This is a genomic window from Ferruginibacter lapsinanis (assembly GCF_020783315.1).
GTDB classification, from domain to species: Bacteria; Bacteroidota; Bacteroidia; order Chitinophagales; family Chitinophagaceae; genus Ferruginibacter; species Ferruginibacter lapsinanis.
This window is the reverse complement of record NZ_CP086063.1, coordinates 2,745,438-2,772,310: the sequence shown is the minus strand read 5'-3', so window position 1 is coordinate 2,772,310 and position 26,873 is coordinate 2,745,438. Positions and strand designations below refer to the sequence as shown.

Genomic DNA, 26,873 nt, shown 5'->3' with positions numbered 1-26,873 from the left:
TTCCATTGTTCATCATTAAAATAGAATAACATGGAAAAGAAACAAAAACAGTCCACAGAAAACTTCATTAAAGACATCCGTCGCAGGACTAGGCGATTGTTCACCTCCGAACAAAAGATCCTTATAGTTATGGAAGCACTACGAGGTGAAAGCTCTACCGCAGAGATATGTCGTAAACATGGGATTAACCAGGCATTGTTTTACAAATGGAATAAAGAGTTCATGGAAGCAGGTAAGAAACGCCTTAATGGTGATACTACTCGTGAAGCTACTAGTGACGAAGTAACTGAACTACGTAAAGAGAATCAAAGGTTAAAAGAAATGGTAGCTGATCTGATGCTCCGCTATGACATTGTAAAAAAAAGCTTAACCATCTTGGAGTAAGCGAAAAATATCAACGTCGTATGAGATTATCAGTAGCAGAAAAGGAGGAAATCATTCAATTGGTTGAACGTTCAGAACTGGGAGTAAACAGAACTTTGGTACAGTTGGGGATCAACAAGAGTACGTTTTACAATTGGTACAAAGCTTATTTGGATAAGGGTGCTAATGGCCTTGAATCAAAACGTGCTACCCGGCAACGCTGGAATACGATACCACAGTCTGAAAAGAATCTTGTAGTGGAGATTGCGCTGGAATATGCCGAGTTATCACCCAGAGAATTATCCTGTAAACTCAGTGATGTAAAAGGAATATTCATATCAGAATCCAGCGTGTACCGGATTTTGAAGGCCAAAGGGTTAATCACCAGCCCTTCACATATTTTGTTAGCAGCAGGAAATGAATTTAGTCAAAAGACCTGCTTTGTTCATGAAATGTGGCAAACAGATTTTACTTACTTCAAGATATTGGGATGGGGATGGTATTATCTGAGTACAGTACTGGATGATTACAGCCGTTTTATTGTTCATTGGGAACTCTGTAAGACAATGAAAACAGAGGATGTACAACGAACAGTTAATAGAGCCCTGGAGGCTTCAGAGTTGCCAAATGAGTTCAGGCCAAAGTTATTATCGGACAATGGAGCTTGCTATATCGCATCAGAACTCAAAATCTTTTTACAAAACAAGAAAATGAAACTTTTACATGGCAGGCCCAATCATCCGCAAACACAAGGGAAAATTGAACGTTATCATCGGTCAATGAAAAACGTTGTTAAGTTGGATAATTACTACTGCCCTGAAGAACTGGAAGCATCATTAACGGCTTTTGTACACTACTATAATCATGAACGCTATCATGAGTCTCTTGGGAATGTCACACCGGCAGATGTTTATTACGGAAGGCAAGAAGAGATTTTTAAATACAGGCAAAGAATAAAAATGCTAACGCTTCAAAGAAGAAGGCAAAATTATTTAAGACAAAAAATAGCATCTTAATTTTAATCTGTACACTATAAAACTAAAAATAAAAAGTATCTTTAAATCACGAAACACTCTCTAAGAGAAAGTTCACTTTGATTTGACGACATACACAGGTAACAGTTGGCAGGAAAGAAAAGATATAGTTCTTAAAAAGGTTTATACTAATCTAACTACGCTTATTACTGAAGCAAAAGATAAAACCATTGCAACATCTTTAGCAACTTTTAAACCGACAGAAATATTAGGTTTTGTTATTGAACCTGTAGAAGATCGTGAATGGGATAAAGAAAAATTGGCTACTTTAAAAGCAAAAGCTCAGCAGTTGCAATTATTTCAAAACGCAGACAATCCATTTGAAGTCGTTAATAAACTTCCTTTCAAATTTTCTTATCGTTTTAAAGATGATGCTGGAACTATTTCAAAATTGATGATCGAGGATTGGGAAATAGGAGCATTATACTGGCGACAGTTGGAAAAATATGACGGTCATGACAGAGAAACAAGAGCGTGTGAAGATGTAAAGAAAAAATATTGGGATGATTTTACTTTAACTAAAGACTTATACCTTTTCTTAGGCACAGTATATGAAAGTCATGTAAAAAATTATCCAAACCCATTTGTAATTATTGGAACATTTCATCCTACATTTCCTAAACCTGTAAAACCTGAAGCTCAATTAAAATTATTCTAAAAAGGTGGACTAACATCCCAAGCAATTCCTTCGCCTTACTCAAAATAGCAACTTTTCCGCCGCTGTAGGTGCTCCAATATCCCACATAAGCCAACTGTAACAAGTACAACATGCCGCCGTCTGGTCTCCGACCAACGGCACAAATTTAAAAGCCCCCTTTTATCCAAGCCTCTTTTCGAGTGCCACAAACCAAGGTGATGGGTAAATGAATCAATATAATATCGTTAAATGTACACCTGGTAATACATTCAAGCTTGCTCCGTTTTTAAGTGTAAGACTTCTGCAAACTTTATTTGAATTTATGTTTACAACAACAGGTCCATCAATGACCACATCGGTATAGGCATCAGGCACAGTGCCACAACTCCAGCTTGTTGCATTTTCCCAATTATGATTAGTAGCAGTAGTTAAGAATGTATTTACAAAATTAATCGTGTGGGTAAATGAATAAACAACATTTGTTAAGCAACGATATTTATAACCAGCAAAGGAAGAAGGAATATTGCTTATAGTAAGGGTACGTTGGTGCACTCCTGAATAATACAAACCATCTGATAGGTCTTTAAAGCCTGTGCCATCATCTACCTGCCAATAATAAGCATAGCCACAACAAATTGCTATCCCTTCCCAATTAGAAGTAAGGGTGATAGTACTTCCGGGGCATATTTTTTTTGCGGTATCAACAAATGTAAATCCGGTATAAGTACTTGAAACGTTCAATGCATTTTTTAATAAAATATCACCGGATGCTCCTGCACCTACAACCGCTTTAAGTATATTATTTGCAACTTTAATAACAGTATCCGCTTTTACACCACCAAAAGATATTTCAGGTAATGCAGGGTTGTTAGGTATGTTGAAATATTTTCCTTTGATGGTAACGGTATCCCCTTTTCTTGCGGTTAGTGGGTCTACCGAACTGATAACAGGTGTAGCGTCAAAAGTAATTCCCCCTATATCTGCATCAGCACTCTGACAAGAACCTTCGGGCTGGTAATGCATATACATTTGGTTATCACCTTGACAGTCGGAAAAAATTACAAACTTAGCTTGATTCAACGATTGCGAAATCATATAACTCGAAACTGTTCCACACGTTTTAGACATCAATGTACCCGAATAGTTACCAATAAAAGAACTGGTACTTAATGTAAGTGTATCTCCGGGACCAATTTTGGTATTTAGCGGAAACCCATTTACAGCCAATGTAGCAAAAGGACTAAACACCAATTTAGCCTGTCCGTAATTAGTATAAACCTGCAATACATAGCTACCGGGTTGTAAAGGAATTGCAAAATTAACCTCTATGACATTGGGATTCATTACAGAATAACTCGTCATAGGGCTTGGCCCCATTATAAATACTGACACTGGTCCGGTAAAATTGGACCCGATAATCGAAGCTTGAGTTGATCCTACATTTGCATTAATACAGTTGATGGTGGGTGGAAATTGAGCTAAGCTTTTAATGCTTGAGATTACAATACAGAGGAAAAAGATTATTTTTTTCATTGTTCAGGGAATGAAGGTTGTACAAAAATAAAAAATATTTTTCGTTTTTTAGCTGTCCTGCGCCTATTGGAGGAAACTGAAGAAATAGTTTTAAATTTATCGCATGACAGAGAAAAACACTATTATAACTCCTCCCTATTGGCTCGGTTTACTTTGTTTTTTGCCGTTGATTGGCGCAATCGTTGGAATAACAATGATAATAAAGGGCATCACAAAATATAAGGACAAAAAATTCATACTGATCGGTTATTTTGGCATACTGTTTACCATTACAGTGTACTCTCTCCTCTTTTACAATTTAAAATATGGCAAGGCAACAGCAAAAGGTTTTGCCGAAATAGCACAGATAGAATTAAATAGCTTATTTAGAAACGTGGAATTTTATAAAATAGAAAATGGTCAATATCCTGATAGTCTGCAACAATTAATTAAAGTAGATCCAACATTATCTATTTATGATCCTCTTCTTGTAAGAAAGATGGACAACGATGTAAAATCAACATTCGAATATCAAAAGATCGGAGAAAAATACAGGCTCTTTTCTGTTGGTATAGATGGAAAGATAGATACAGATGACGATATTTATCCGGTTTTAGATACCAGTGTTCATAAGTATGGATTGATAAGGAGGTTAGTTGTAAAAACTTTATAAATTAATGTTCAGGTAAGGTTGACGGCTAAATCATTTTATTTAGGAAGAGAATAAATATTGCTTCCCTGCTGTTAGAGAAATAATACAAAGCAACATGATATCGATAAAAGATCTGATTGAATTGGAAGGTGGCAAAGATTTAGTTACTATGTTACTGAATGCTATAATCGATAGCAAAACAAAGGGAATTGAAAAGCAAGAATTTTCCTTCAATGTTTTCGATGTTCCGATTGATTATAAACTTAACAACGTAACGATTAGTGAAAATCTAGTAATTGAGGAAAATGAATCTATTACAATAAAAATTGATGACTTTGTAAATAAGTTGTCATTATATAAAAATTGAGCATTCCTCCTCGCTATCCGTAGTATTCATCAAATATAAAACTTCACTGTCCTGAGTTTCCGAACTCAGAACTTATTATTTAAAATAAGAAATACAATTTTTATCCGAATGTGTGGATTATGCAATTAGTTTCAGTTGATATGTAACATCCTTCAATTTTGCAAACTTACTTTTGTGCTCTAAAAAATAATTAAGTCCGTTACAATCAAGCTGCAATTATTTTACCAACAGCATCTCATTTTTATGATCAAAGCATTCAAAAAGATCTCATTTGAACATTTAGTAACTCCGTTAATTATTTTGGTAGGTATTTTGTTGTTTGCTACCGGCTCTAAGAAAAATAATAACATACCTTCTGCTAATTATAAACAAGTAGATAGTATGACCGATACTGCAATGAGCCTGAAATACCATCCCTTTCCTTTTTAATAATAAACGATCCTTCTTTCTTTGCTGCTGATTTCTCTATCACAAAATCACTTTGCTGCGAATTGTTCTAAAAACTGTGAATCATGTAAGAAATAACTAAAGTTCTGTAATACCTTTTTTTAAAAAGAATTCAACCTTTACATAGTATCAAATACGGTACAATTTAAATCCTATAAAATGAAAAAAATATTACTACAAATTTTTATAATCATCGGTATTTTAGCATGTCCGAATATAAATTTTGCACAAACACCTGACCTGGGAACAGCTTCAGGATTCGCTCTTTTTACTGCAGATGGTGCATTTACCAGCACAGGTGCAACAAATGTAACAGGTGATATAGGAACAAATGTTGGGGTATTCTCCGGTTTTCCTCCGGGAACAGTTTCCGGGGCCATTCATGTAGCAGATCCAACTTCGGTTCAGGCAGCTTTAGATGTAAATACAGCGTATACTTATTTAAAAGGGCTTACTTGTGGAGCAGTGCTTACAACTACTCTGGGCAACAACCAGATACTAACACCCAATGTGTATTGTCTTGGAGCAGCATCTACTTTAAACGGAAGCTTAACGCTTGATGGGCAGGGTGATCCCAATGCACTATTTATTTTTCAGATCGATGGAGCATTTACCACCAGCACATTAACTAATGTATCAGTAATTAATTCTGCAGCTATATCGAATGTATATTGGCAGATAAATGGTGAATTTATATTGGGTGATAATTCTGTTTTCAGAGGCAACGTTGTAAATAACGGAGCTATTACTTTATTGAATGGCGCATCTCTTTTGGGCAGAGGCCTTTCACGTGCAGGAGCAATTGCTATCCATAATAATATGGTGATCCCCGATCTGTTTCCGGCTCCAATAAAGATGACAAATTTTAAAGCAACAAATGCAGGTTACCGGAACGTAATAGAGTGGACAACTGAAACAGAAACAGGCGGAGATGTGTTTGGCGTAGAAAGAAGTACAGATGGGATCAACTTTGTTTCATTGAGTACAATGAATGCAGCAGGAAAACCAATTGTATATAGCTATTATGATGAATCTCCTTTTTCCGGATTGAATTACTATCGTTTAAAAATGACCACAGATGCAGGGAATATTACCTACTCACCCATTGTTACAGCTAGTATGAAAGCATCTTTACTGTCTTACGTAAAAGTATATCCTAATCCAGTACATAACAATTTAACCTTACTGGTAAAAGGAACACCGGGCAAAAATCAGGTAGTAACTATTTCAGATATGACCGGCAGAAAATTGAAACAGATCTCATTTGCAGGTAATAGCGTTCACATAAAAATGAACGAGGTTAAAAGCGGCATGTATACACTCACCTATTTTGATGATACGATCAAAAAAACAATAAAGATCAATAAGCAATAAAAGGATTTTCTTCCAAACAATGTTTTTTCTGCTAATTTCTCTCCTGCTATTGGTGGGTATGTAATAAATACCCACCCAAGGGTATTGACATACCCGCCAATAACCATTACATTTATAAAAAATAGTAAAATGAAAAGATCAGTATTTCAACTCATTGTATTTCTTTGTATTTGTTTATTGCCAACAATAGCAGAAGCTCAGCAGGATGTTAGTCTTACGTTTAGATTTGTAACAAAAAATACCAAAGAAGGGTACGATCATGTATCAAAATTGATAGTATACAGCGATGATGAACAGATTGGTGAAAGCACAGAAAAATTACAATCCAAACCAAATAGTGTAACGGTAAAAACACCAAAAGGAAAGCATAAAATTAAAGCCATCTTATATGCTTTATATAATGGCACATGGGAACCCCGTACAATTGCAAATGAATACAGCTTCGATTTTGAGTATAGCAAAACAGGGAACTGGGAAGTGAATAATACCATTAGTCTTACTTTTGATATTGAACAAACAATGGTGCATATAAAAGAAAAAGTACCTGTTGTTGCAGATGACGAAGATTGATCTTAACCAGAAAATAAATACAATACTGCCTTACCGCTGCTGATCAGGAAATTGAAAGCAGTGTTAGTCCTCTCTCATTATAATTAATGCGTAATAGCGCATACTTCCCTGTACAAGCATTCGGATAGTTTTATATCAGTTTATACTATTATCATTCATTTTCTTTTACTGATAAACAGGAAACGTTTTCTTTATCAGGGCAACAGCCTATTGTTACTTATAGAATATACAATGTGTGAATAATATAACCATTTCTCATAATTATGTAACTATCTAATTGATAAAGTTGCTAACCTTTACTAAAGGCTAAAACTTAGCAAAAAGTGCTGCAAGAGACAAAAGCATTACATACACACAGTGTGTACAAATGTTTTTTAACCACAACCAGATCTTACCGATTAAAAACTACCCGGCTAAATTATGACTAAACGCAATCAATCGGAGGAGTTGATCAAAGCAAACACTGAACTGGTTTCTGAAAATGAAGTAAGCGACAGTATCAATACAAAAAAAACAGACAAGACTTTAGGTAATGAAAGGAAGAAATTGCATGATCTGTTCCTGCAGGCGCCTACAAGCATGGGGATGTTAAAAGGACCTGATCATATTTTTGAAGTGGTGAATCCATTTTACCTGCAATTGATCGGTAAAAAAGATATAATCGGTAAAACGGTAAAAGAAGTTCTTCCTGAGGTAGAAGGGCAAGGATTTATTGAAATATTAGATAAGGTATATGCAACAGGCGAAATTTATCGGGCAAATGAAATGCTGATACAGCTTAAGGAACCAGTTACAGGAAAATTAATAAATAACTATTTGAATTTTGTTTACCAACCATACAGAAATTCTGATGGAAGGATAGACGGAATACTCTTCTTCGCTGTGGATGTAACGGAGCAGGTTATATCCCGCCGGAAAGTTGAAGAAAGCGAAAATCGATTTCGTGCAATCATAGAAAAAAGCGCAGAGATGATAACGCTTTCTACTAAAGAAGGGAAATTATTATACATCAGTCCTTCCATTACAAAAGTGTTTGGATATGAATTGAATGAGCTTAGCCAATTATCCGGCTTTGATTTTATTCACCCCGATGACCTTCCGGAATTTACAGAAAAAAGACAAAAAATATTGGATACCGATGGCAGGTTCTTTACTGTGCAACTAAGAGTATTGCACAAAAACGGACACTGGATATGGTGTTATGCAAGACTTACCAATATGTTGAATGAACCGGGTGTGCATGCAATGGTATCTAATTTTACAGATATTTCTGAAAAGAAGATGGCAGAGCAGCAAATGGAATTTGATAAAAATAACCTGTATGCACTTATTAATAATACCCATGATCTCTTATGGAGTGTAGACAGAAATTTCAAACTGCTCACGTTCAATCGCCCCTTTTCTGATCTTGTAGAATTTATGTCTGGAGTTAAACTTTTAAAGGGAGAAGATAGCCTCAGTCTTGTGTTTCCAGGAAAAAGAATAGAGCGATACAGGAAATTGTATGAACGGGCATTTGCTGGAGAGATCTTCACTGAAATTGAATACACAGATAGTCCTGTAGAATTTTGGTCAGAAATTTCTTTCTATCCCATCATGAAAGGAAATGAGATCGTTGGTACAGCCTGTCATTCCCGTAATATCACGGAAAGAAAAAGAAGTGAAAAAAAGTTATTGCAAAGCGAAAAAAAATATCGCCAGATATTAGAAACTGCCCAGGAAGGAATATGGCTGGTAAATGAACATAATAAGACCACTTTTGTAAATGACAAAATGTGTGCAATACTTGAGTATGACAAGGAGGAAATGATGGGACGCACTAATTTGTCCTTTAATGATGAACATGAGCAGAAAATCGGATTAGCACGAATTGAAAGAAGAAAAAGAGGAGAAAAAGAAACATATGAATCTAAGTTTACTACAAAAAACGACAGACATATTTGGGCACGGGTATCGGCCAGTCCTATTTTTGATGATCATGGATTTTACGCCGGAACTTTAGCTATGGTCACCGATATCAGTAAACGAAAACAAGAAGAACAGCAACTGAAATTATTGGAATCTGTAATTACTAACACTACCGATTCTGTTTTGATCACAGAAGCGGAACCACAGGATGAACCTGGTCCTCGGATCATTTATGTAAACGAAGCATTTACAAAAATGACCGGTTACACAGCAGAAGAGGTCATTGGTAAAACGCCGAGAATTTTACAAGGCCCAAAATCTGATAAAAAAGAATTACACCGATTAGGTGAATGCCTGAGAAAATGGGAACCATGTGAGATCACTACTATCAATTACAAAAAAAATGGAGAAGAATTCTGGATCAATTTTACTATAAATCCTGTAGCAAATGAAAAAGGATGGTATACGCATTGGATCGCTATTGAGAGAGATGTAACGGAAGAAAAACTACATGAACACAAAATAATAAAAGCCATTATAAAAACACAGGAAGATGAGCGGTATGAAATTGGAGGAGAGTTACATGATAATGTATGTCAATTACTGGCAACCAGCCAGATCACTCTTGGTATGATCAAAGAATCTATACCTGAAGAAAGGATGAAGTTTTATACTCAAAGTAAAGAGTATATTAAAATGGCTTTAAATGAAATAAGAAATTTGTCTCATCGGCTGGCGCCTGCATTTATTGGAGACTCAACATTAGAAGAAGCATTTGGCAGATTGCTTGATGCATTCAATGTTGAAAATAAATATACTATCTTGTTTCATTTTGATGTAGCCATAAAGAAGGATGTCATAAGTAAGGATATTCAATTAAATCTCTACAGGATATTGCAGGAACAATTAAAGAATATTCTGAAATATTCTAAAGCTACGATCATTGAAGTTGCTATAACGATCAATAACAATAAACTTAACATGAAGGTAACTGACAATGGCGTTGGATTCGATACAAACAAAGCTAAAGACGGCATCGGATTGGCAAATATGAAACGAAGGACAGAATTGTTTTTAGGCAAATTCGAAATAATTTCTTCGCCGGGCAATGGTTGTATAATTGTGATAGATATTCCTGTTTAAATTTTATGGGTTAGAAAATCTCTCCACCAATAGCCCGATTTTTTGATAGTCCGCAATTGTGTTACAAAGTCTACATGTATCAACCCAAACCGGGCATTGTATCCTTCTGCCCATTCAAAGTTGTCGAGTAAGGTCCATGCAAAATATCCTTTCACCGGAATTCCTTCTTTAATTGCCAGATGCATTGCTGTAAGATATTGCTGATAATAACTGATCCTTGCAGCATCCTCTACAACCCCGTGACTTAGTATGTCTTTAAAGCAGGCGCCATTCTCAGTAATCAAAATATCTTTAGCTGGATCATAGGCAGAAAATCTTTTTATCACATTATAAAAACTATCAGGGTTGATCTCCCACCCCATTGCTGTATGTGGAACTTTTCTTGCTTTGGCTTTTACTTCCGATGCGCTTACGTATGGGATCAATGAATTATGCCGTATGGTAAGCGGAAAATAATTTTGTATACCGATGAAATCAAAATCAAATTGAAATTTGGTTTTGTTTCTCCAGCTCTTCGAATGAAAATGGATCTTTTCCATCAAAGGAAAATCATCTTCGGGTAAACCAAGCCCCAAGGCAGGCTCTATAAATAACCTGTTTAATAAAACATCTATTCTGTTTGCTGCGTCAATATCTTTTTGATTGGGTGTATGAGGAATGATCTCACTACAGGAAAAAGAGGTGCCAATATATGCCTTTTGAATCAGGCTTCTTATGATATTACCACCTTCAGCCTGTGCCAGTGTTGCATTGTATACAGCGGGTAAAAAATTTGTCAGCCCGGTTTTACCGGGAGCATGTTTGCCCAACATATAACCTAAAGAGGTAAAACCCATTGGTTCATTCAACACGATCCAGTGCTTTACCTTGTCGCCATATTCCTTTGCACAAAAATTAACGTAGTGTTTGAACCATTGAATAAAAAATACAGATGTCCACCCGCCTTCCTTTTCTAAAGCATAAGGAAGATCCCAATGATACAATGTTACAAAGGGGATCAGTTCAAGTTTTAAACATTCATCAATAAGTCTGTGATAAAAAGCAACACCTTCTTTATTCGCTTTCCCTTTTCCTTCAGGGAATATTCTGCTCCATGAAATGGAAAATCTAAAAACAGTAAAGCCCAAAGCTTTTGCTAATAAGAGATCATCTTTATAACGATAATAAAAGCAGCATGCATGGTACGGTGTATGTCCATTTTGTATTTTACCTTGTCGCTTTGCAAAACTATCCCATATAGATATTCCACGACCATCAACGTTATGGGCTCCTTCTATTTGTGCAGCAGCCGTAGCAACTCCCCAAAGGAAATTCTTATTGAAATCGTTATGCGTAATATCAGTCAAGTAATAATCGGCTTAGTGAAGGATGGATATCCAAATAGGTAGATAATTGATTGCTGCGATCTTCTCTAAGGCCACGTGCTGTATAAATTACTTTTGATACGATCGATTCTGTACTGTATTGAAGTGTTAGTTTTTTTTGCTCACTATCTAACCATTGCTTAACGCTATTTGAAAACAGAGCATCCATTTCTTCCAGTACAGGTACATTAAAATTTTTTAAAGCCTCCGCATTACATAGCTGTTCGTATTGACCTTTAATTGGAAGTACCATTAATTTTTTACCCAGGTATAATGCTTCTGCAGGTGTTTCAAATCCTGCGCCTGTTATGATTCCTTTGGAGTGTATCATGCTTTCATTAAAACCATTGTTATCTATAGGAAGAAATGTAATATTCTTATTCACTTCTTTTTGTTTCACCCTTTTACTAAATACTTCAAACTCGATATCCTTGAGATTTTTAAGTTTTTTTGCTAACTGCAGGTCGCTGTAATGGGGCAGATAAACTGTTACATGCCCTTTGTCTGCAGGTCTTGCGCTCAGTATCTTATTTTTAATTACAGGTGATAAAATAAAATCATCGTATTGCTCAAAATGAAGACCAATGTATGATCTGGCAGGGGCATATTTTTTAAGTATCAACTCTCCTGCAAAGTTTTTCTTTTTAGGACGTGGCACTTTATCACTCATAAAACTTGCCTGATGACCAAAATTAACAGATGGAATATTTTTCATTCTGCAGGCGTGCGAAGTGATGCTTTCAAAATCATTGATCACAATATCATATTTTTCAACAGGCAGATCTTTAGCCTCTTTAAATACTTTCAACGGTGAAAAATGTTTTAACATTTTCCAGTAATCCAAGCCCCCTTTGTTACTGTAAAAAAGACTAACGCCTTTACTCCGGTATTTTACCGGTAATTTTTGGGAGGTATCCAAACTGCTATTGCTTCCACTTAAAAAAATATCCACTTCACCATATTGTTGCAAGTAGGGCATTAATTCTATTGCTCTTGCAATGTGTCCGTTTCCGGTAGCTTGTACGGCATAAAATATTTTCATTATTGAGAAATTAATGTGTCAATGAATAAGGATATTTCGTTGGTTTCTACATTCAATCCGGGCAACTTTTTATCTCTTGTTACAATACGTACATGATCTTTTAAAAATTGTTTTTCATCATACTGATATATCTCCCACTCATCGTTATTGTATTCAAGTGCTGTCAGGTTTTCAACCCAATCTCCGCTATTGAGATATATAACATTTCCTTCCTTTGTTTCTATCACTCTTTTCTGTGGCTGATGGATATGACCGCATACCACATAATCATATTTTTTAGCAATGGCCAGTTCTGCAGCCGTTTGTTCAAAATCTGCTATCCATGAAACGGCTTTCTTTACACTATCTTTTACTTTTTTACTTAAGCTCATTTTCTCTCTGCCGAATATTTTTAAAATAGCATTGATGAAACGGTTTAACAGTATCAGCAGATCATAACCATGTCCGCCAAGTTTTGCAATTATTTTAGCACTTCCTTTTGTGGTAGCATCAAATACATCACCATGAAAGAACCAGGCTTTCTTTCCGTTTATTTCAATGACGAATTTATCTGTGAGTTGAAAATTTCCGATCTGCAGATCGCAGTAACGACGCAACATCTCATCATGATTGCCAGTGATGTACACTATCCTGGTTCCATTGTTCATGAGGGTCATTATTTCTTTTATTACCTGCATATGACTAACAGGAAAGTATCTTTTGCTGAATTGCCAGCCGTCAATAATGTCGCCGTTTAGAATTAATATCTGCGGAGCAATACTTTGCAAATAATTTAGAATTTCTTCTGCATGGCATCCGTATGTGCCCAGATGTAAATCGCTGATGACAGCAATTTCTACAGTACGTTTTTCCATAATGGAATGATGGTTTAGCAAAAGAACTAAACCTGTATTACCATAGTATTACCTAAGTATTAAGGAATTGTGATAATATCTTCTACATATTTTAATCCCGGGAAAAAGATAGGAAAACCTTATAAATTTTAGTAAATTACATTAACACCCGTCAATATATTACCATTATGTCAAACATCTATTTTACAACAGCAGCATTTCAAGATCTGCATACACCGGAAGGTGTAGATGCATTGATCGGGTTGATCAATGAAATAAAAAATGATAAAGAAGAGAATGAAAAGTTTTATGTAAAGGAAGGCAATATTGTAAGACAGGTAAAATACAGTGAAGAAACCGATTCATTGTACTTAGGTGAACCAATTAGCGAAAACATATAGTAATTATCTTTTCTCAACGCTGTATACTACTTATTGTGTACTATTCGTACACAACTAACCGTTCGATAACGGTATTATTTTTCCCTCTTGTATATTTTCTTTATTTTCGCTCCTAATATTGATGTAATTATTAATATTTACCTTTTTAAACCTTAGACTTATTTTTCAGTCAATTCATTACCTAACCAACCAACTGATATGAGAATAAGTTTACCGTATCTATCGGCACTGATCTTTATTTGCCTTTCTTCTTTCTTTTCAACTACATTACTAGCTTTTGACGCCAACTATATTGACACTACTATTGACCCGATCCCCGATGCCAAAGTAATGATCGCAAACGGAGCTGATGCACTAGAGATCACCCCGCTTACTTCCACAGACAGCATTACATTAATAGAACCGGTGAATCGCACTACTAATAAAGGTATATCTACCCGTTTCTTTTTATCCGATACTTCTTTCTGGTCGTTTTATACTAACTCTACACAACGATTGACCATTGCCGGTGATGGAAAAATTGCCACTACTACCCCATTGTTTGTAAATAATGCAACTGTTGACAGTACTTCGGCATTAAGGGTAAATGGCATTGGCCGTTTTGATTCTGCCGTATATGTTCCCGGAAATAATAACTCATTTATTGAAATAAGAAGCAGGGTAAGAAGTATCACTGAACCAGACGATAGTATTTCTCCCTATACCATTACTCCTATGACATGGGCAGAGGGAAAAGGATTACCTGTATTCAGATTAAGACACCCGAATACAGTAGCAGGCTTTCAAACAAACCATCATGTAAGTACGGGCAGAGATTTTATGATACTGCCATATGAATTTGGTACTGCAATAGAATTTAATGGTGTGGTAGAATGCTGGGTTGGAGAATGGTCAATTCACAAAGGAAATTATTATGTGGATATAGAAGGGAAAGGAAATGGATGGGGTGCTGTTCATTGGGTTGGTGATGATGTAGACGGAGGAGGCGTAAGAACAACTGCCAGAAACAATACTTCATTGGGAGGGAATGTTAAATACGGAGAAATTTCTGTTGAAAGTTTCACCAGGGGATCTAACGGAGATTTTCGTTTTCGATTACCAACCACAGAGAATTCATTTCAATATGTATACGGAGAAAGAGGTAGTGAAAATATTGTAGCTAAGATATCTCACAACGGTTTTTTTATTCCTGTTATTCCTTCCACCGATTCTGTTGCATTGCCGGAAAGAGCACAGCTGAGTTTTGATTCATCCGATCACCAACTAAAAGTATATGATGGTACAAAATGGAAAAAGCTGACCAATGATGATGTCCCTTTGAATCCGGGTACTTATACAATTTCAGGAGATGGCATAAGCCTGTTATATAGCATTCCACACGGCTTAAGCAGTAAACCTTCTTACTATACTGTGATCCCTACCAGTGCAGATGCTGCCAACATAAGCTATGTAACTGCAGATGATACTTTCCTTTATGTTCACTACATCATTCCTCCAATATTGGGTACAGATAATCTTTCATGGAACTGGTTGATAAAAAAATAAAAATACGCTTGTATTGTTTTTGAGAAAGTTCATACTGTATATTTACAGCTGAAAAAATTCAATACATGAACATGAAAAAAAAATATTTCGGCCTGTTGCTTCTTCCCTTTTTTGTAATTGCCTGCAGTTCTTCAAAGACGTACTTCACCACAGGTATTCGTAATGCTGTAGAAAGTAATCATCAACCTCTGGAAAAAATTCAGTTTTATGCCGATCGTGATATCATTTTAAAACGTGAAATGAATGTGGGTGAAACAAAAGTGAGTTCAGGAAAAGTAAAAATTGAGAACGGTCACTATGTGCAGATCATCATATTAAAGAAAAATACGCCGGGAGTGTGTACTGTTGTAAAAAATAATATAGTAGGTATTTCTTTTGAGAACGGGCCTAATAAATATTTAACTTTTGGAAAGATAAAAAATGCCAAGCCGGAAGATCCTTATCGTTTGCTGATCACTGATTGGGTAAAAGATATGGGAGTTGTTGAGTACGAAGGAAAAAAATACCGTATTGCTTCAGAAAGTGCTGATGCCGGTATCATGATAAAAACAAGTGTGTTGAAAAAAGATAAAACTGAACAAAGAAAGATGAAGGGCCGAACGCTCCCTAATTAAAATTGATCACAGTTTTTATTTGAAACATTACGTATTACCGATACGATAGCACATAGCCCTTACAGAAGTTAATCACATAAGTGGAAAATTATTGTTTCTTTTTGTGGTTTCTAATAACGAATTTCATTTTTAAATAAAATCTGTTGATCGAAAACAAAGAAATATCAGCCCTGTTTCATTTGATAGATGATCCCGATGAGGAGGTGTACAGTACTGTTAGTGATAAACTGATCTCCTTCGGAAAAGATATTATTCCTAACCTGGAAGACCTCTGGGAAAATACAACGAATGAAGAGATACAGGAAAGAATTGAATCTTTGATCCATAAACTTCATTTCAGAGATCTTACAGAAGATTTTATCCACTGGAAGAATAATGATGGCAGTTTGCTGCAAGGTGCTATATTAATAGCCCGTTATCATTACCCTGAAATGCAGACCACACAAGTGCTGCAGGAAATTGAAAAACTCCGGAGAAATATATGGCTTGAGTTAAACCGCTATCTTACGCCATTGGAACAGATCACTGTTTTTACCAGCATTTTATACAATTACTACAAACAACAAGGTGTAGAGATAGCCTACGAACATCCCGAAGATTTTTTGATCAACAAAACCCTGGAAACAAAAAAAGGAAATGCCATCAGCAACGGTATCATTTACCTGATCTTGTGTGAGATATTAGATATTCCTGTAAAGGCAATTAATTTACCCCGGCAATTTATCCTGGCACATTTTGATCCGCAATTTGAGATGATCGAGTCGGTAGCGCATAATTCTGAAAAAATTCTTTTTTATATTGATCCGTTAAATGGTCAGATATATTCACATAAAGATGTAGAGAATTATTTTAAACGTATTTCTGTTCCGCCTACAAACTCTTACTTTAAACCAATGGATAACAAACGGGTTATTCAGTTCCTGTTAGAAGAATTGAGTAAATGTTTTGATGATGACAGAAATCGGTATAAAATGCAGGAATTATTATCACTAGTAACTTTATTGGATGAATGATCTACCACGTTGTAACTTCTGAAAATTGGCAAAAGGCGCTGGCAGCAGGCTTTTACGAGGCTCCTTCCCTGCATACTGAAGGATTTATTCATACCAGTAAAAAAGAACAGCTAGCAGGTGTGCTGGAAAGATATTATAAAGGAGCTACAAATTTATTACTCCTCCACATTGATGAGAACAAACTTACTGCTTTACTGAAATATGAATTAGCCCCATCTGTGAATGAGCTTTTTCCTCATATTTATGGCCGGTTAAATATGGATGCGGTTATTGAAGTAACGGAAATATAATTGCCCGGATCAGGCTTCGCAGAATTTTCCCAGGAAGGTATTAATTCTTTTAAAGTTTTCTTTGTTCAGCGTAATGATCTGATTGCGTCCTTTTTTATTGCAATCGATCAATGCACTTTCTGCTAACAACTTAATGTGATGTGAACAGGTAGGTTGAGATAAACCGGTAAGGCTTTGCACATCACCACAGCACAACTCTCCTTTCAGGTAAACTTCCTGCAGGATAGATAAACGACATGGGTCTGCTATCGCACTCATTGCCTTCTCTATAAATTTCATATCACCTTTTGTTGTATTCATTCAAAGTTGTAAAGAAATTGTATTTTATTCAATCAGTCAAAATTAATATAGTAAATTTATTTTTTTATACATGGAAACCTGCACTTCATACTATCAATCTCCTATCGGTATTCTTGAGATCAGATCGGAAGGCGACACTATTACTGCCATTCTTTTTGTTAATTCATGGAAAGGTACAAAGCTCGATGAGGCTGCTATTCAATTGAATCAGTCTGCATCTCCGGCAATTAAGATCTGCATGGAACAACTGGGTGAATATTTTTCAGGAGAACGAAAAGTTTTTTCTTTGGCGTTCAGCCAGACAGGTACGGATTTTCAACAAACTGTTTGGAAAGAGTTATGCAATATTTCCTACGGACGGACAATCAGTTATCTTGAGTTAAGCAAACGCATTGGTAATACAAAAGCCATCAGAGCAGTAGGTACAGCCAACGGCAATAACAGTATTTCAATTGTTGTTCCTTGTCATAGGGTCATTGGCAGCAACGGAGACCTAATTGGCTACGGCGGTGACCTGTGGCGAAAGAAATGGTTATTAGCACACGAAGCTAAATTTGAGAACGGCGTTCAACAATTATTTTAGATCATCACCACCAAAAGACAAAGGCAATAATTGATTGGCCTGTTCTACAACAAATATATTTCCGTCCATACCACTCAATATCAACCTGATCGGGTGTTTGGTTCTGCCTTCATACTCAACCAATGCTTGTCTGCACATACCACATGGCGAAACAGGTTTATTGCTTTCTCCATTTAAATTATGGTATGCAATAGCCATTGTGTCGATGGCCACATTAGGGAATAATGTTCCCAATGCAGATAGCAAAGCTCTTTCGGCGCAAATACCAACCGGATAAGAAGCATTTTCCTGGTTGGTGCCGGTTACGATCTCTCCATTAGCTAATTTAGCCACGGCGCTTACCTGAAAATTGGAATAAGGCGCATAGGCCAGTTTGGTGATCTCCCTTGCTTTTAATAACAAAGCTGCATCACCTTCTGCCAGATCAGTAACTGATGGGTAGGTTTCGAATGTAAATTGGTATACTTTTTTTTCCATGCAATTTTTATTTAGATAAAAAATCCTCCCAACATTGCTGTTGAGAGGACACATCCATATTTTAAAGTTACATAATATAAAACAAAGGACAAATTATTTTATCCATCTGAACATTCTCTTCCATCTTGGGCCTTTATCCCAACTGAACCATATCAGGGATGCTTTACCCACTACATGATCTTCCGGTACAAAACCCCAGTAACGACTATCCAGTGAATTATGCCTGTTATCCCCCATCAACCAGTAATAGTCCATTTTAAACGTATAACTGGTTGCTTCTTTACCATTTAGCAACACTTTACCATTACTGGTTTCCAATGTATTATTTTCATAAGTAACTATACAACGGGAGTATCTGGCAATATTGTCTGGGGTTAATTGTATCGATACTCCTTTTTTAGGCACCCAAAGTGGCCCGAAATTATCTACCGACCAATGTGCTGCAGTATCGTAGTAAGGGTATAGTTCAGGAGAAACCTCATTGATATAATCTTCTACTTTTGTCACATTTTTTAACGCAGCCACTTTTGCTTTTTCTCCGGCCGTCATGTTTATTTTATAAACACTGTTGTTCATTACCTGGAACTCTCCCAATTCGGGATTGGTATGTACGCCTATCTCAGTCAATTCATCCTCGTTCAAGGGCGTACCGTTTGTTTGTACAGTATAATAATGTTCACTTTCCGCAGGGAAAGGTTGTGGCACATTATTGATATATAGAGTGGTGTTTTTTATTTGCAGGGTATCTCCTGCTATAGCCACACATCTTTTAATGAAATTCTCACGCTTATCAACCGGACGTGTAATGATGAGGTCTCCGTAATTCTGCCATACCATATCTCTGCCCAATGACCTTACTGCCTGATAATAGGTGATCTTAGACCCAAAATTTTCTTCATCGTTGATAAGTGTATCATTGGCAGGGAAATTAAATACAACAGCATCATTGCGTTTTACAGGACTTGCAAACCACCTTGTATAAGGTATTTTGATCCATTCCAGGTAAGCTTTAGTATTGGTAATTGGTAAAGTATGATGTACAAAAGGCATTGCCAATGGTGTATTAGGAATGCGTGGACCATAAGTTGATTTACTAACAAAAAGAAAATCATTCACCAACAAAGATTTTTCCATTGAAGGTGTAGGTATCGTGTAGGCTTCAAATACAAAAGTTCGGATAAGTGTTGCGGCTACAATAGCAAAAGCTGCTGCATCTATCCATTCTCTTGCGCCTGATTTCTTGTAATTTTTTACAACAAGCTCACCGGCAAATTTTTCATTTTGGCTGTAGCCTAAATAAGGGAAATAGATAAACGGCAATAGAACGGTAGCGGCATGATGCCAAAAGCCAAAGCGGCCGAAATGTTCTACAAATTTTATGGTGATCCATATAGTAATGAATGCTCCTGCAATAGGAACAAACTGCAGGAAGAACCAAACCTTATTTAGTTTGATCTTATCTACGATGCACCAGGTATTATAAAAAGGGATCAATGCTTTCCAGGATTCTATTCCTGCTTTTTTAAACATGCCATACAAACCGATGTGCCAACCTATTGTTGCTACTATAAAAATGATCCAGCCAATACTCATAATAAAAATTTAATTGTGCCAAAAGTACCATATTAAACGGAAACCTAAATTGGTATCACAAAATTGTTTTAAAATGTTTAACAATACCCTACCACTCATAAAAAAGTCCCGACCACACAAGGAATGTAATCGGGACAGTAAAACCCTGAAAACCTAGTTCAAATATTTTTAACGAATCATTTTCCAACCAAGATAATCGACATATATTGCTTTTGCAGTTGTTCCTGCTGTTTTTTCAATTTTAAAAACAAACTTCATGGCAGCTGTAGGAATATTAGCCGATACAGATCCAATCAAAGTACCATCAATATAAAAATCAACTTGAGTACCCGCTGCATTAACCACCGCTTTTATTTTATACCAGGTGTTGGCTACAATCGTAATACCTGTATTTAAAGAACTCGAGGTACCTGTTTTAGTACATATGGCTGTCCATTTGCCTGAATTCAATGCATAGTTATATTTATAATAAACCCCATTAGATGGATCTCCGGCTGTTATAGAACCTGAAGCCATTACCAGATCCATTAATCCAAAATAAGCATTAAAATTATTAGTAGCATCACCTAATCCAGTGATCTTTACCCTTGCTTCGTATATTACCTGTTTTCCTCCCAGTTTTAGTCTGTTAATAAAGTTAAAGGCACCCAAACCGGCTCTACCTGCAGAGTTAGTACCGGTACTCATGGTATCCATACCTGCATAATCATTTGCGGTAACATCAACTGAGCCATCCACATCATTTATACCACTATTTTGTGTTGCTTTAGTGAAGGAAAATTGGTTATCATTACTACCCGAACCGGCATACGCATCAAACACAAAATCTTCAAAGTTATCTTGCGAAAAACTTAATGAAGGTGGTGCATAGGTTAAGAAATCAGTCGCAGATCTTTTTTTGATTGCACCTGTTGCATCAATTGTTAATAGACTATCATTACTTGTACCACTTGATAAAGTGCTTAATACAACGGCACTGCTTGCAGTTAAAGTGTCTGCAAAAGTTTTCTTTCCTCCTAATGTTTGTGAGCCTGTTGTTACTAACCCCCTTGCGGTTGTGCCTGCATCAGGTATATTAAAAGTATTTACAGTACCAGCAGTAGAAATATTAAAGTCAGATCCGCTTGTACCGGTAGCGAAAGTCTGATCTCCACTAATACCATTAACAGCACCACCTACCGGTGTCCATGTAGGACTTGAAGGCGTACCTGTATTCACCATAAATAAATTGTAATTAGTATTATATATCAACAAGCCTTTTGCCGGAGAAGCAATAGCATTTTGCTGAGTTGTTGTCATACGGGGAGTTAATACACCTTTGTTTGTACTCTTCATGTCTAATATAGAGCTTGCATCCGGCGTTGCCCCATCTTCATTAATGGCTATATTTTGCGCTTGAATTTCGGATGTAAGCATTACTGCGATCAGTAACCAAACAGATGTAACTACTTTTTTCATAACCTTAGTTTTAATAATTAATTCAAGTTTTTTCATTTAAAGGATCTTATTATTTTGCAATTATACTTTGTGTAACAATTGTTTTGTCTGGTGTTGTAATTTTTAATTGATATATACCATTGATCAATTGAGATTCTTTGAGCTTAATCACATAAGTAGCATTGCTGCCTGTATGTTTTAATGTATTGTTGTAAATAATTTGCCCAAGTGTATTGATCAGTTTAAGTTCATAACTACCGGCAACCTGATTATTTAAGTGTAAATTGATAGTACCGTTAGTAACCGGGTTTGGATAAACATTCAATCCTTTTTCAATATTATTACTATTTGATACTTTAACAATTGATGAATATTTAACCTGTCCATTCGTTTCATAAATTTTAATTCTATAGAAATTATTACCGGTTAATGTATGTTCATCTAACCAATTGTATGTATTGGTTGAATTATTATTGCCAGCTACATTTTTTGTTCCGGCTGTGATAAATGAAGCACCATCAGCCGATTTTTCTACTTCGTATTTTGCAATATTTGTTTCATTTTCTACTATCCATTCTACCGCAATATTGTTGTCAGTTTGTAGGCTTGCTTTTATATTACTGATGGTTACCGGTAATGGGCCGGATACAACTATAGGTCTGAAAACAACCCTGAATCTATCCATTGCCTGAGAAGCAGGAGCACTGTTGATAGAAAAATCATAAACAGTAGGGGTTTCCAGGCTTACAGGAGTTGATGTTTTTAGGTAGCTATCTTCTAAAAAGCCCTGCAAACCAGTTTGAGCCAGGTAAGATGGAACTAACTCTATTCTGTAGTTTCTTTGTGTTGTTCTCCAGGTCTTAAAAAATATGGTATCGTGTACATTGAGCATTGGTCTTCTTTCCACAGAAAAACTCAACCCGTTTCTTATCAATGTAAAATTTTCATTTGTATTGGATGGTTTTGAAGCATCTTCTAAGTTTGTAGCAGCGCTATATCTGTTATCAAACTCAGTAAGGTTACCATCTGCAATTATTGCATTATCTGGATTAAGTAAATAAAAATTACCACGGATAGAAGCTATCGGACTGCTTGGAGAAGCAGGTCTACCCATTATCGTTGTATTGGTAGAGGTAGCTTTGCTTGTTTCCTCAAATGTAATAGAAGCCGAAGGGACATTCCCATTTGTTACAACCATAACCGCCTGCCCTGATTGTATTTCATTTGTCATGCTGCTGGCAGCAATAGATTTTGTATATGTGCCATCTCCATCAAGATCATCTAACATTACCCATGACCCTACTGAACCTATCGAAGGATCCAGTACAAAGAATCTTTTTACAATATTATTTCTGGTAACATTATTAAAGTTAATGGGAGATGCATACGGATTACCGATCAATGTATATTTTGCAGAGTCTTTAGCTGTGGTGAAAGTCTGCGTGTGTGTTTGTAGTTTACCAACACTGGTAAGTGTAGTAATGGTACAAGCACCGGAATAGTAATCGAAGTTATTATACACCCTGTCTCCTCTTACAAAAATAAAATAGCCTGTGTTGTCTGCACTTCCATTAGATCCTGATGAAATAGGAACTTTAGTATTTAATACATTAGTAAAAGCTTGTGTACTGTAATTAAATCCTTTCATTGATACGTTATCTTCCGGGCTATCATCAATACCATTACCTGATGGGCCGCCTGGATTAGGACCTGTAACCCATGTACCTTTGCCAGCTTCGTATACTCCCCCGTTTTGCCAGGTGTTCAAAATTGTATTAGAACTGGTTACAGGAGCTGTTAATAAACGCCATGCTCTTCTGGGTGGCATATATCTTTGCACAAAAGCCTTTCCGTAAATTTCGGAACTAGCTGGAACATTATCTACTCTTGCAGTAAGTGTAGCATCTGATAATAAAGTTAAATTACTATCGCAATACAAATGTCCTGCACCTACTTTTAAAACATTCCTGATGCCTGCATAAGATTTTACAGCAAGCCCGTATGCGGATTTATCTGTGGTTAGATTATAAAATGTAGAACCTGAACTTCCTTTCACATATGATACAGTTGTATCAGTTGTCCCGCTGAATTTTACTGTACTAACATCTGCGGTAAAAACGCCGTTATTATTAAATCCGGTATTATTCAATACCAGATTGATAGATCCGTTCATAACCATATGTATGCCGGAAGTAAGTTTTAGCTCTTGTGCATTTATTGTGGAGAAAAGCAGAATAAGACCAAGAGTTACACCAGATACATTTTTTACTTTGTGAAAATATTTTTTATTAATTGCAGGAGTAACAGATCTATACAGGAATGACTTGTAAGAAAATATTATGATGCTTACGGATAAGAAAAAAAGTATAAGTAAAAATATAACCATCTCATTAAGGTTTAATATCCAACTGACATGCAATCGGGCATTAAGAAAAATCTCGAATTAGGAGTCTTTGAATAGAATGTTGGAGCTAACGTGGTTAGTTAAAAGAATACTGGAAGTTAGTCTTCGGGTTAGTTAGATAGGAAATTGGATGGATAAGGTCTACCTTGTTGCAGATATAATGACTACATAAAATGACTACTTTAAATTGCAGTCGCAGAAATTAATAAGTATTCCCTAGGCTAGATTAACGCTAAATTATTTTATTTATTTCGTTTTGTAAAGGTATTTTTAACTTTTATTTACAAATAGCACCTAATGCTTTTGTCATTAGCTAATTACATATTAGTGTATATGTGTATAAAAAAGTCAAAAACCTCGTTTTTTTGAAATTATATAATTAATTATTGTAATAAGATTTTTTCTATTTTAATAAAAGTGGTGCTATTTACCTTCAAGGTATAGATCCCTTTCGAATAATTACCCAGATACAGTGTAGTTAATTGCCCCCTACTGATTTTTGATAACTCTTTATTAATTACCAGCTTACCGGCAGCATCAAAAACCTGATATTGGGTCTTGCCTGCATCTACGTTGCTCATTACCGATAGAATTCCTTTTGTAGGGTTGGGAAATATTAAACAAGTTATTTTTTCGGTATTAAATAGTACAGATACAATTTGCGATATTACAACCTGTCCACTCTTATCCACTTGTTTTATCCTGTAGTAATTGATGCCTGATAACGGTGTTGTGTCAGCGAAAGAGTATTGTTGTGAGGTGCTTGCATAATTTTGAGCAGATACTTTTCCAATACTGCTAAAATTAATTCCATCCGAACTTCTTTCTATTTCATAAAACGAAGCATTTTGTTCGTTCACTATCCATTTTAAGTTAGTGCTCAGGAAGTTTTTTTGTGCACTAAACTCAACCCATGTTACCGGTGTAACAAATAATATATTGAAGTTGTTGGAAGATATGTTATAGAAAATATTGCCCACTGCTTTTACTCTTATTCTGGCGGTGGTGGTAGTAGCTACATTCGGTACTGTAATTGTTTGTGATCCATCGTTTGGTGTACTGGCTATTAAAGTAATCGGATAAGTGTATCCCCCATCCGTTGATAATTCAATACTGACATTAGCTGTACTGACTGGAGATATATTTGTATTGGCAACATCCCAGGTTACGGTTTGTGTTGTATTGCCTGTCCAGGTAATACCGGCTGCTGTAGGATAGGTCACTTTAAAAGGCCCATCACTATTTACAGTAACCAATATGTCATCATAATTAACACCGCCACCGCCTGCACGATTATCCCTCGCCGTTAGCCTGAAATTCATCGGCCTTGCAATTGCAGGTAACAACTCTCCTATGGTTGTTGTATTGTTTACAACATCACTTATTTTGGGGAAATAACGAACGCCGGAATCAACAGGTAAAAAGGACCTGAATAATGGAGCACTGGTTCCTGAGGGTTCATTCCATTTAGATGCAGGAGCTCCTACATCAATTTGCTCCCAGCTATATGATAAAGCGTCACCGTTAGCATCTGTTGCAGAACCGGATAATCGGAATGGCGTAGATTTTGGTATTATATAATCTGCTCCTGCATTTACTACAGGTATAGTATTGCCTGTAGCTGTTTTTACAGCACATGAATTTCCTCCTCCGTTTACAGAAAAAGTTGAGATCTCAATAAAACTTACTGTATGAAAAACAGCATCACTATTATTTTGCAGATTATCTGTTCCGCAAATTGCCGGATTAGCAGAATATCCCATGATAGTAGATCCGCTACCGGGTTCAGCATTGGTAGTAGCATTCCATTGCAATGGAGATCCGCAAAAATCCAACTCAGAATTAAAACTATGATCAGCGTTAAACTGATGCCCCATTTCATGACAAACGTAATCGATAACAAATGGATCTCCTACAGGGTTTGAAGTACCCGTAACGCCTTCAGCTTTATGATTTGTACTACATACTACTCCTACACTGGCGGCTCCCCCGGCACCTGTACTGAAGGTATGTCCTATATCATAATTGGCACTTCCTATAGTTGTACCAATTACAGATTGACTTTCATCAACTAAGATCTGTGCGTCATCATTTCCTGTAAAAGGATCAACTCCGGCTGTTGGGAATATTATCGAATTTTCATTTGCGATTAACGTGAAATGAATAGACAATTCTTTTTCGTAGACCTGATTAATTCTATTAACAGCTGTAACGATCGCCGACAATGTTAAAGCCACTGTAGGAGCAGAAGGCGAACATACTGCAGCCGCATACTGGTGTGTACATGCAATAGCGAGGCGATATGTTCTCAATTGTGTACCTACACCAGCTAAAATATTATTGCCTTGTATTGGCCTGTGTAGATTTTCTGTCAGTTTTTTTGGGGCTAACTCTTTGAATGCTCCTTTTTTTTTAAAGTCGCTTTTAAAATAGGAAATGTAGTTTACTTTATTCCCATTCGAATATGGATCTATTAATATTGTACCCGATAATGCACTTAATATCATGGCATGAAATCCTAAAGGAGTCCAATCTATTTTTATTGTAGCAGTTTTGTCGTCTACCCCTTGTCCAGTATATGTTTTTATATCCGGAAATTTAGCAGCTAATTCCGGTGCCATTATTTCTGTTTCCCAAACATGAAATTTTGCAGTAGTGCCATTGGGCATTGGTAGTTCTAATACCGGAGTATTATTTCTATCAGCCGATATTGATAAAGCTGGTAGAGATTGAAGAAATTTTTTAAAAGCAGTGGTATCTAATGAAACAGTTCTGTACTTAGAAGGTTTAACAATTGGCTTTAGTTCTGTTTGCCTGAATGCTTTCTCTGGTTTATCGGCAAAGAAATTATTTTGTGCATTGGCTTTTACTGAAATTACTGCCAACAGAAGAATGAATAATGCTTTTGTAAAAATTTTCTTCATATAGATATTTTATAAATCAAAAATGTTAAAACCCATTTCTAAACAG

Annotated in this window: 24 protein-coding genes; 14 read left to right on the top strand and 10 right to left on the bottom strand. The window is 36.1% G+C overall.

From position 1 onward, the window contains the following. Positions 1-30 precede the first annotated feature (30 nt). Positions 31-1,379 (top strand): IS3 family transposase gene (locus tag LK994_RS11705; RefSeq protein ID WP_229759599.1). Its coding sequence is split into 2 segments (ribosomal slippage): positions 31-366 and positions 369-1,379, totalling 1,347 coding nucleotides; the frame shifts between segments, so codons are not numbered across the junction. Between the two features lie 82 nt (positions 1,380-1,461). Next, on the top strand, positions 1,462-2,055 hold the full coding sequence (locus LK994_RS11700; protein WP_229760268.1) for a hypothetical protein: 594 nt from the start codon (positions 1,462-1,464) through the stop codon (positions 2,053-2,055). Between the two features lie 210 nt (positions 2,056-2,265). Here LK994_RS11700 and LK994_RS11695 read toward each other — a convergent pair whose 3' ends face one another. After that, positions 2,266-3,426, bottom strand: coding sequence for an IPT/TIG domain-containing protein (locus LK994_RS11695; protein ID WP_229760267.1), 1,161 nt, complete (start codon positions 3,424-3,426; stop codon positions 2,266-2,268). 244 nt (positions 3,427-3,670) lie between these two features. On the opposite strand from LK994_RS11695, the gene LK994_RS11690 reads away from it, so the two are divergent. The 6 genes from LK994_RS11690 (at position 3,671) to LK994_RS11665 (ending at position 10,007) form a co-directional block, all read left to right on the top strand. Then, positions 3,671-4,219, top strand: a complete 549-nt coding sequence (locus LK994_RS11690; RefSeq protein ID WP_229760266.1) for a type II secretion system protein GspG — start codon at positions 3,671-3,673, stop codon at positions 4,217-4,219. A 94-nt stretch (positions 4,220-4,313) separates the two neighbouring features. Beyond that, entirely contained in the window at positions 4,314-4,565 is a 252-nt protein-coding gene (locus LK994_RS11685) for a hypothetical protein (RefSeq protein ID WP_229760265.1), read from the top strand. A 243-nt stretch (positions 4,566-4,808) separates the two neighbouring features. After that, entirely contained in the window at positions 4,809-4,994 is a 186-nt protein-coding gene (locus tag LK994_RS11680; RefSeq protein ID WP_229760264.1) for a hypothetical protein, read from the top strand. Between the two features lie 177 nt (positions 4,995-5,171). Continuing rightward, positions 5,172-6,386, top strand: coding sequence for an ice-binding family protein (locus LK994_RS11675; protein WP_229760263.1), 1,215 nt, complete (start codon positions 5,172-5,174; stop codon positions 6,384-6,386). 129 nt (positions 6,387-6,515) lie between these two features. Then, positions 6,516-6,956: a hypothetical protein gene (locus tag LK994_RS11670; protein WP_229760262.1), complete on the top strand. Its 441-nt coding sequence runs from the start codon at positions 6,516-6,518 to the stop codon at positions 6,954-6,956. A 420-nt stretch (positions 6,957-7,376) separates the two neighbouring features. Continuing rightward, complete coding sequence (locus LK994_RS11665) at positions 7,377-10,007, top strand: PAS domain S-box protein (protein ID WP_229760261.1); 2,631 nt, start codon at positions 7,377-7,379, stop codon at positions 10,005-10,007. Here LK994_RS11665 and LK994_RS11660 read toward each other — a convergent pair. From LK994_RS11660 to LK994_RS11650, 3 genes are read right to left on the bottom strand one after another with little or no spacing between them, the layout of a single operon-like run. After that, a complete protein-coding gene (locus LK994_RS11660; RefSeq protein ID WP_229760260.1) occupies positions 10,004-11,353 on the bottom strand; it encodes a GH1 family beta-glucosidase in 1,350 nt (449 codons plus the stop codon). The genes LK994_RS11665 and LK994_RS11660 overlap by 4 nt on opposite strands. Further along, the gene (locus LK994_RS11655) at positions 11,346-12,413 is read right to left on the bottom strand and encodes a glycosyltransferase family protein (protein WP_229760259.1); all 1,068 of its coding nucleotides are present in this window, start codon (positions 12,411-12,413) and stop codon (positions 11,346-11,348) included. The genes LK994_RS11660 and LK994_RS11655 overlap by 8 nt, the downstream gene beginning before the upstream one ends. Beyond that, positions 12,413-13,267, bottom strand: coding sequence for a UDP-2,3-diacylglucosamine diphosphatase (locus tag LK994_RS11650; RefSeq protein WP_229760258.1), 855 nt, complete (start codon positions 13,265-13,267; stop codon positions 12,413-12,415). The genes LK994_RS11655 and LK994_RS11650 overlap by 1 nt, the downstream gene beginning before the upstream one ends. A 167-nt stretch (positions 13,268-13,434) precedes the next feature. On the opposite strand from LK994_RS11650, the gene LK994_RS11645 reads away from it, so the two are divergent. From LK994_RS11645 to LK994_RS11625, 5 genes are all read left to right on the top strand, one after another. Next, entirely contained in the window at positions 13,435-13,647 is a 213-nt protein-coding gene (locus tag LK994_RS11645; protein WP_229760257.1) for a hypothetical protein, read from the top strand. Positions 13,648-13,845: 198 nt separating this feature from the next. Continuing rightward, positions 13,846-15,192 (top strand): hypothetical protein, encoded by a 1,347-nt coding sequence (locus LK994_RS11640; RefSeq protein WP_229760256.1) that lies wholly within the window; start codon positions 13,846-13,848, stop codon positions 15,190-15,192. Positions 15,193-15,263: 71 nt separating this feature from the next. Beyond that, positions 15,264-15,806, top strand: a complete 543-nt coding sequence (locus LK994_RS11635; RefSeq protein ID WP_229760255.1) for a hypothetical protein — start codon at positions 15,264-15,266, stop codon at positions 15,804-15,806. Between the two features lie 143 nt (positions 15,807-15,949). Then, entirely contained in the window at positions 15,950-16,819 is an 870-nt protein-coding gene (locus LK994_RS11630; RefSeq protein ID WP_229760254.1) for a transglutaminase-like domain-containing protein, read from the top strand. Beyond that, positions 16,816-17,109, top strand: coding sequence for a DUF952 domain-containing protein (locus LK994_RS11625; RefSeq protein WP_229760253.1), 294 nt, complete (start codon positions 16,816-16,818; stop codon positions 17,107-17,109). The genes LK994_RS11630 and LK994_RS11625 overlap by 4 nt, the downstream gene beginning before the upstream one ends. A 9-nt stretch (positions 17,110-17,118) precedes the next feature. Here the strand turns inward: LK994_RS11625 and LK994_RS11620 are convergent, their stop codons facing one another. Continuing rightward, complete coding sequence (locus LK994_RS11620; protein WP_229760252.1) at positions 17,119-17,409, bottom strand: ArsR/SmtB family transcription factor; 291 nt, start codon at positions 17,407-17,409, stop codon at positions 17,119-17,121. Between the two features lie 70 nt (positions 17,410-17,479). On the opposite strand from LK994_RS11620, the gene LK994_RS11615 reads away from it, so the two are divergent. Beyond that, a complete protein-coding gene (locus tag LK994_RS11615; protein WP_229760251.1) occupies positions 17,480-17,992 on the top strand; it encodes a methylated-DNA--[protein]-cysteine S-methyltransferase in 513 nt (170 codons plus the stop codon). Here the strand turns inward: LK994_RS11615 and LK994_RS11610 are convergent. From LK994_RS11610 to LK994_RS11590, 5 genes are all read right to left on the bottom strand, one after another. Then, a complete protein-coding gene (locus tag LK994_RS11610) occupies positions 17,984-18,469 on the bottom strand; it encodes a cytidine deaminase (protein ID WP_229760250.1) in 486 nt (161 codons plus the stop codon). The genes LK994_RS11615 and LK994_RS11610 overlap by 9 nt on opposite strands. 93 nt (positions 18,470-18,562) lie before the next feature. Next, a complete protein-coding gene (lepB, locus tag LK994_RS11605; protein ID WP_229760249.1) occupies positions 18,563-20,062 on the bottom strand; it encodes a signal peptidase I in 1,500 nt (499 codons plus the stop codon). Between the two features lie 168 nt (positions 20,063-20,230). After that, positions 20,231-21,520, bottom strand: coding sequence for a hypothetical protein (locus LK994_RS11600; RefSeq protein ID WP_229760248.1), 1,290 nt, complete (start codon positions 21,518-21,520; stop codon positions 20,231-20,233). 49 nt (positions 21,521-21,569) lie between these two features. After that, on the bottom strand, positions 21,570-23,885 hold the full coding sequence (locus LK994_RS11595) for a T9SS type A sorting domain-containing protein (protein ID WP_229760247.1): 2,316 nt from the start codon (positions 23,883-23,885) through the stop codon (positions 21,570-21,572). A gap of 401 nt (positions 23,886-24,286) precedes the next feature. Further along, positions 24,287-26,827 carry a reprolysin-like metallopeptidase gene (locus LK994_RS11590; RefSeq protein ID WP_229760246.1) on the bottom strand — a complete coding sequence of 847 codons (2,541 nt, stop codon included), beginning with the start codon at positions 26,825-26,827 and terminating at the stop codon, positions 24,287-24,289. Between the last annotated feature and the right edge of the window lie 46 nt (positions 26,828-26,873).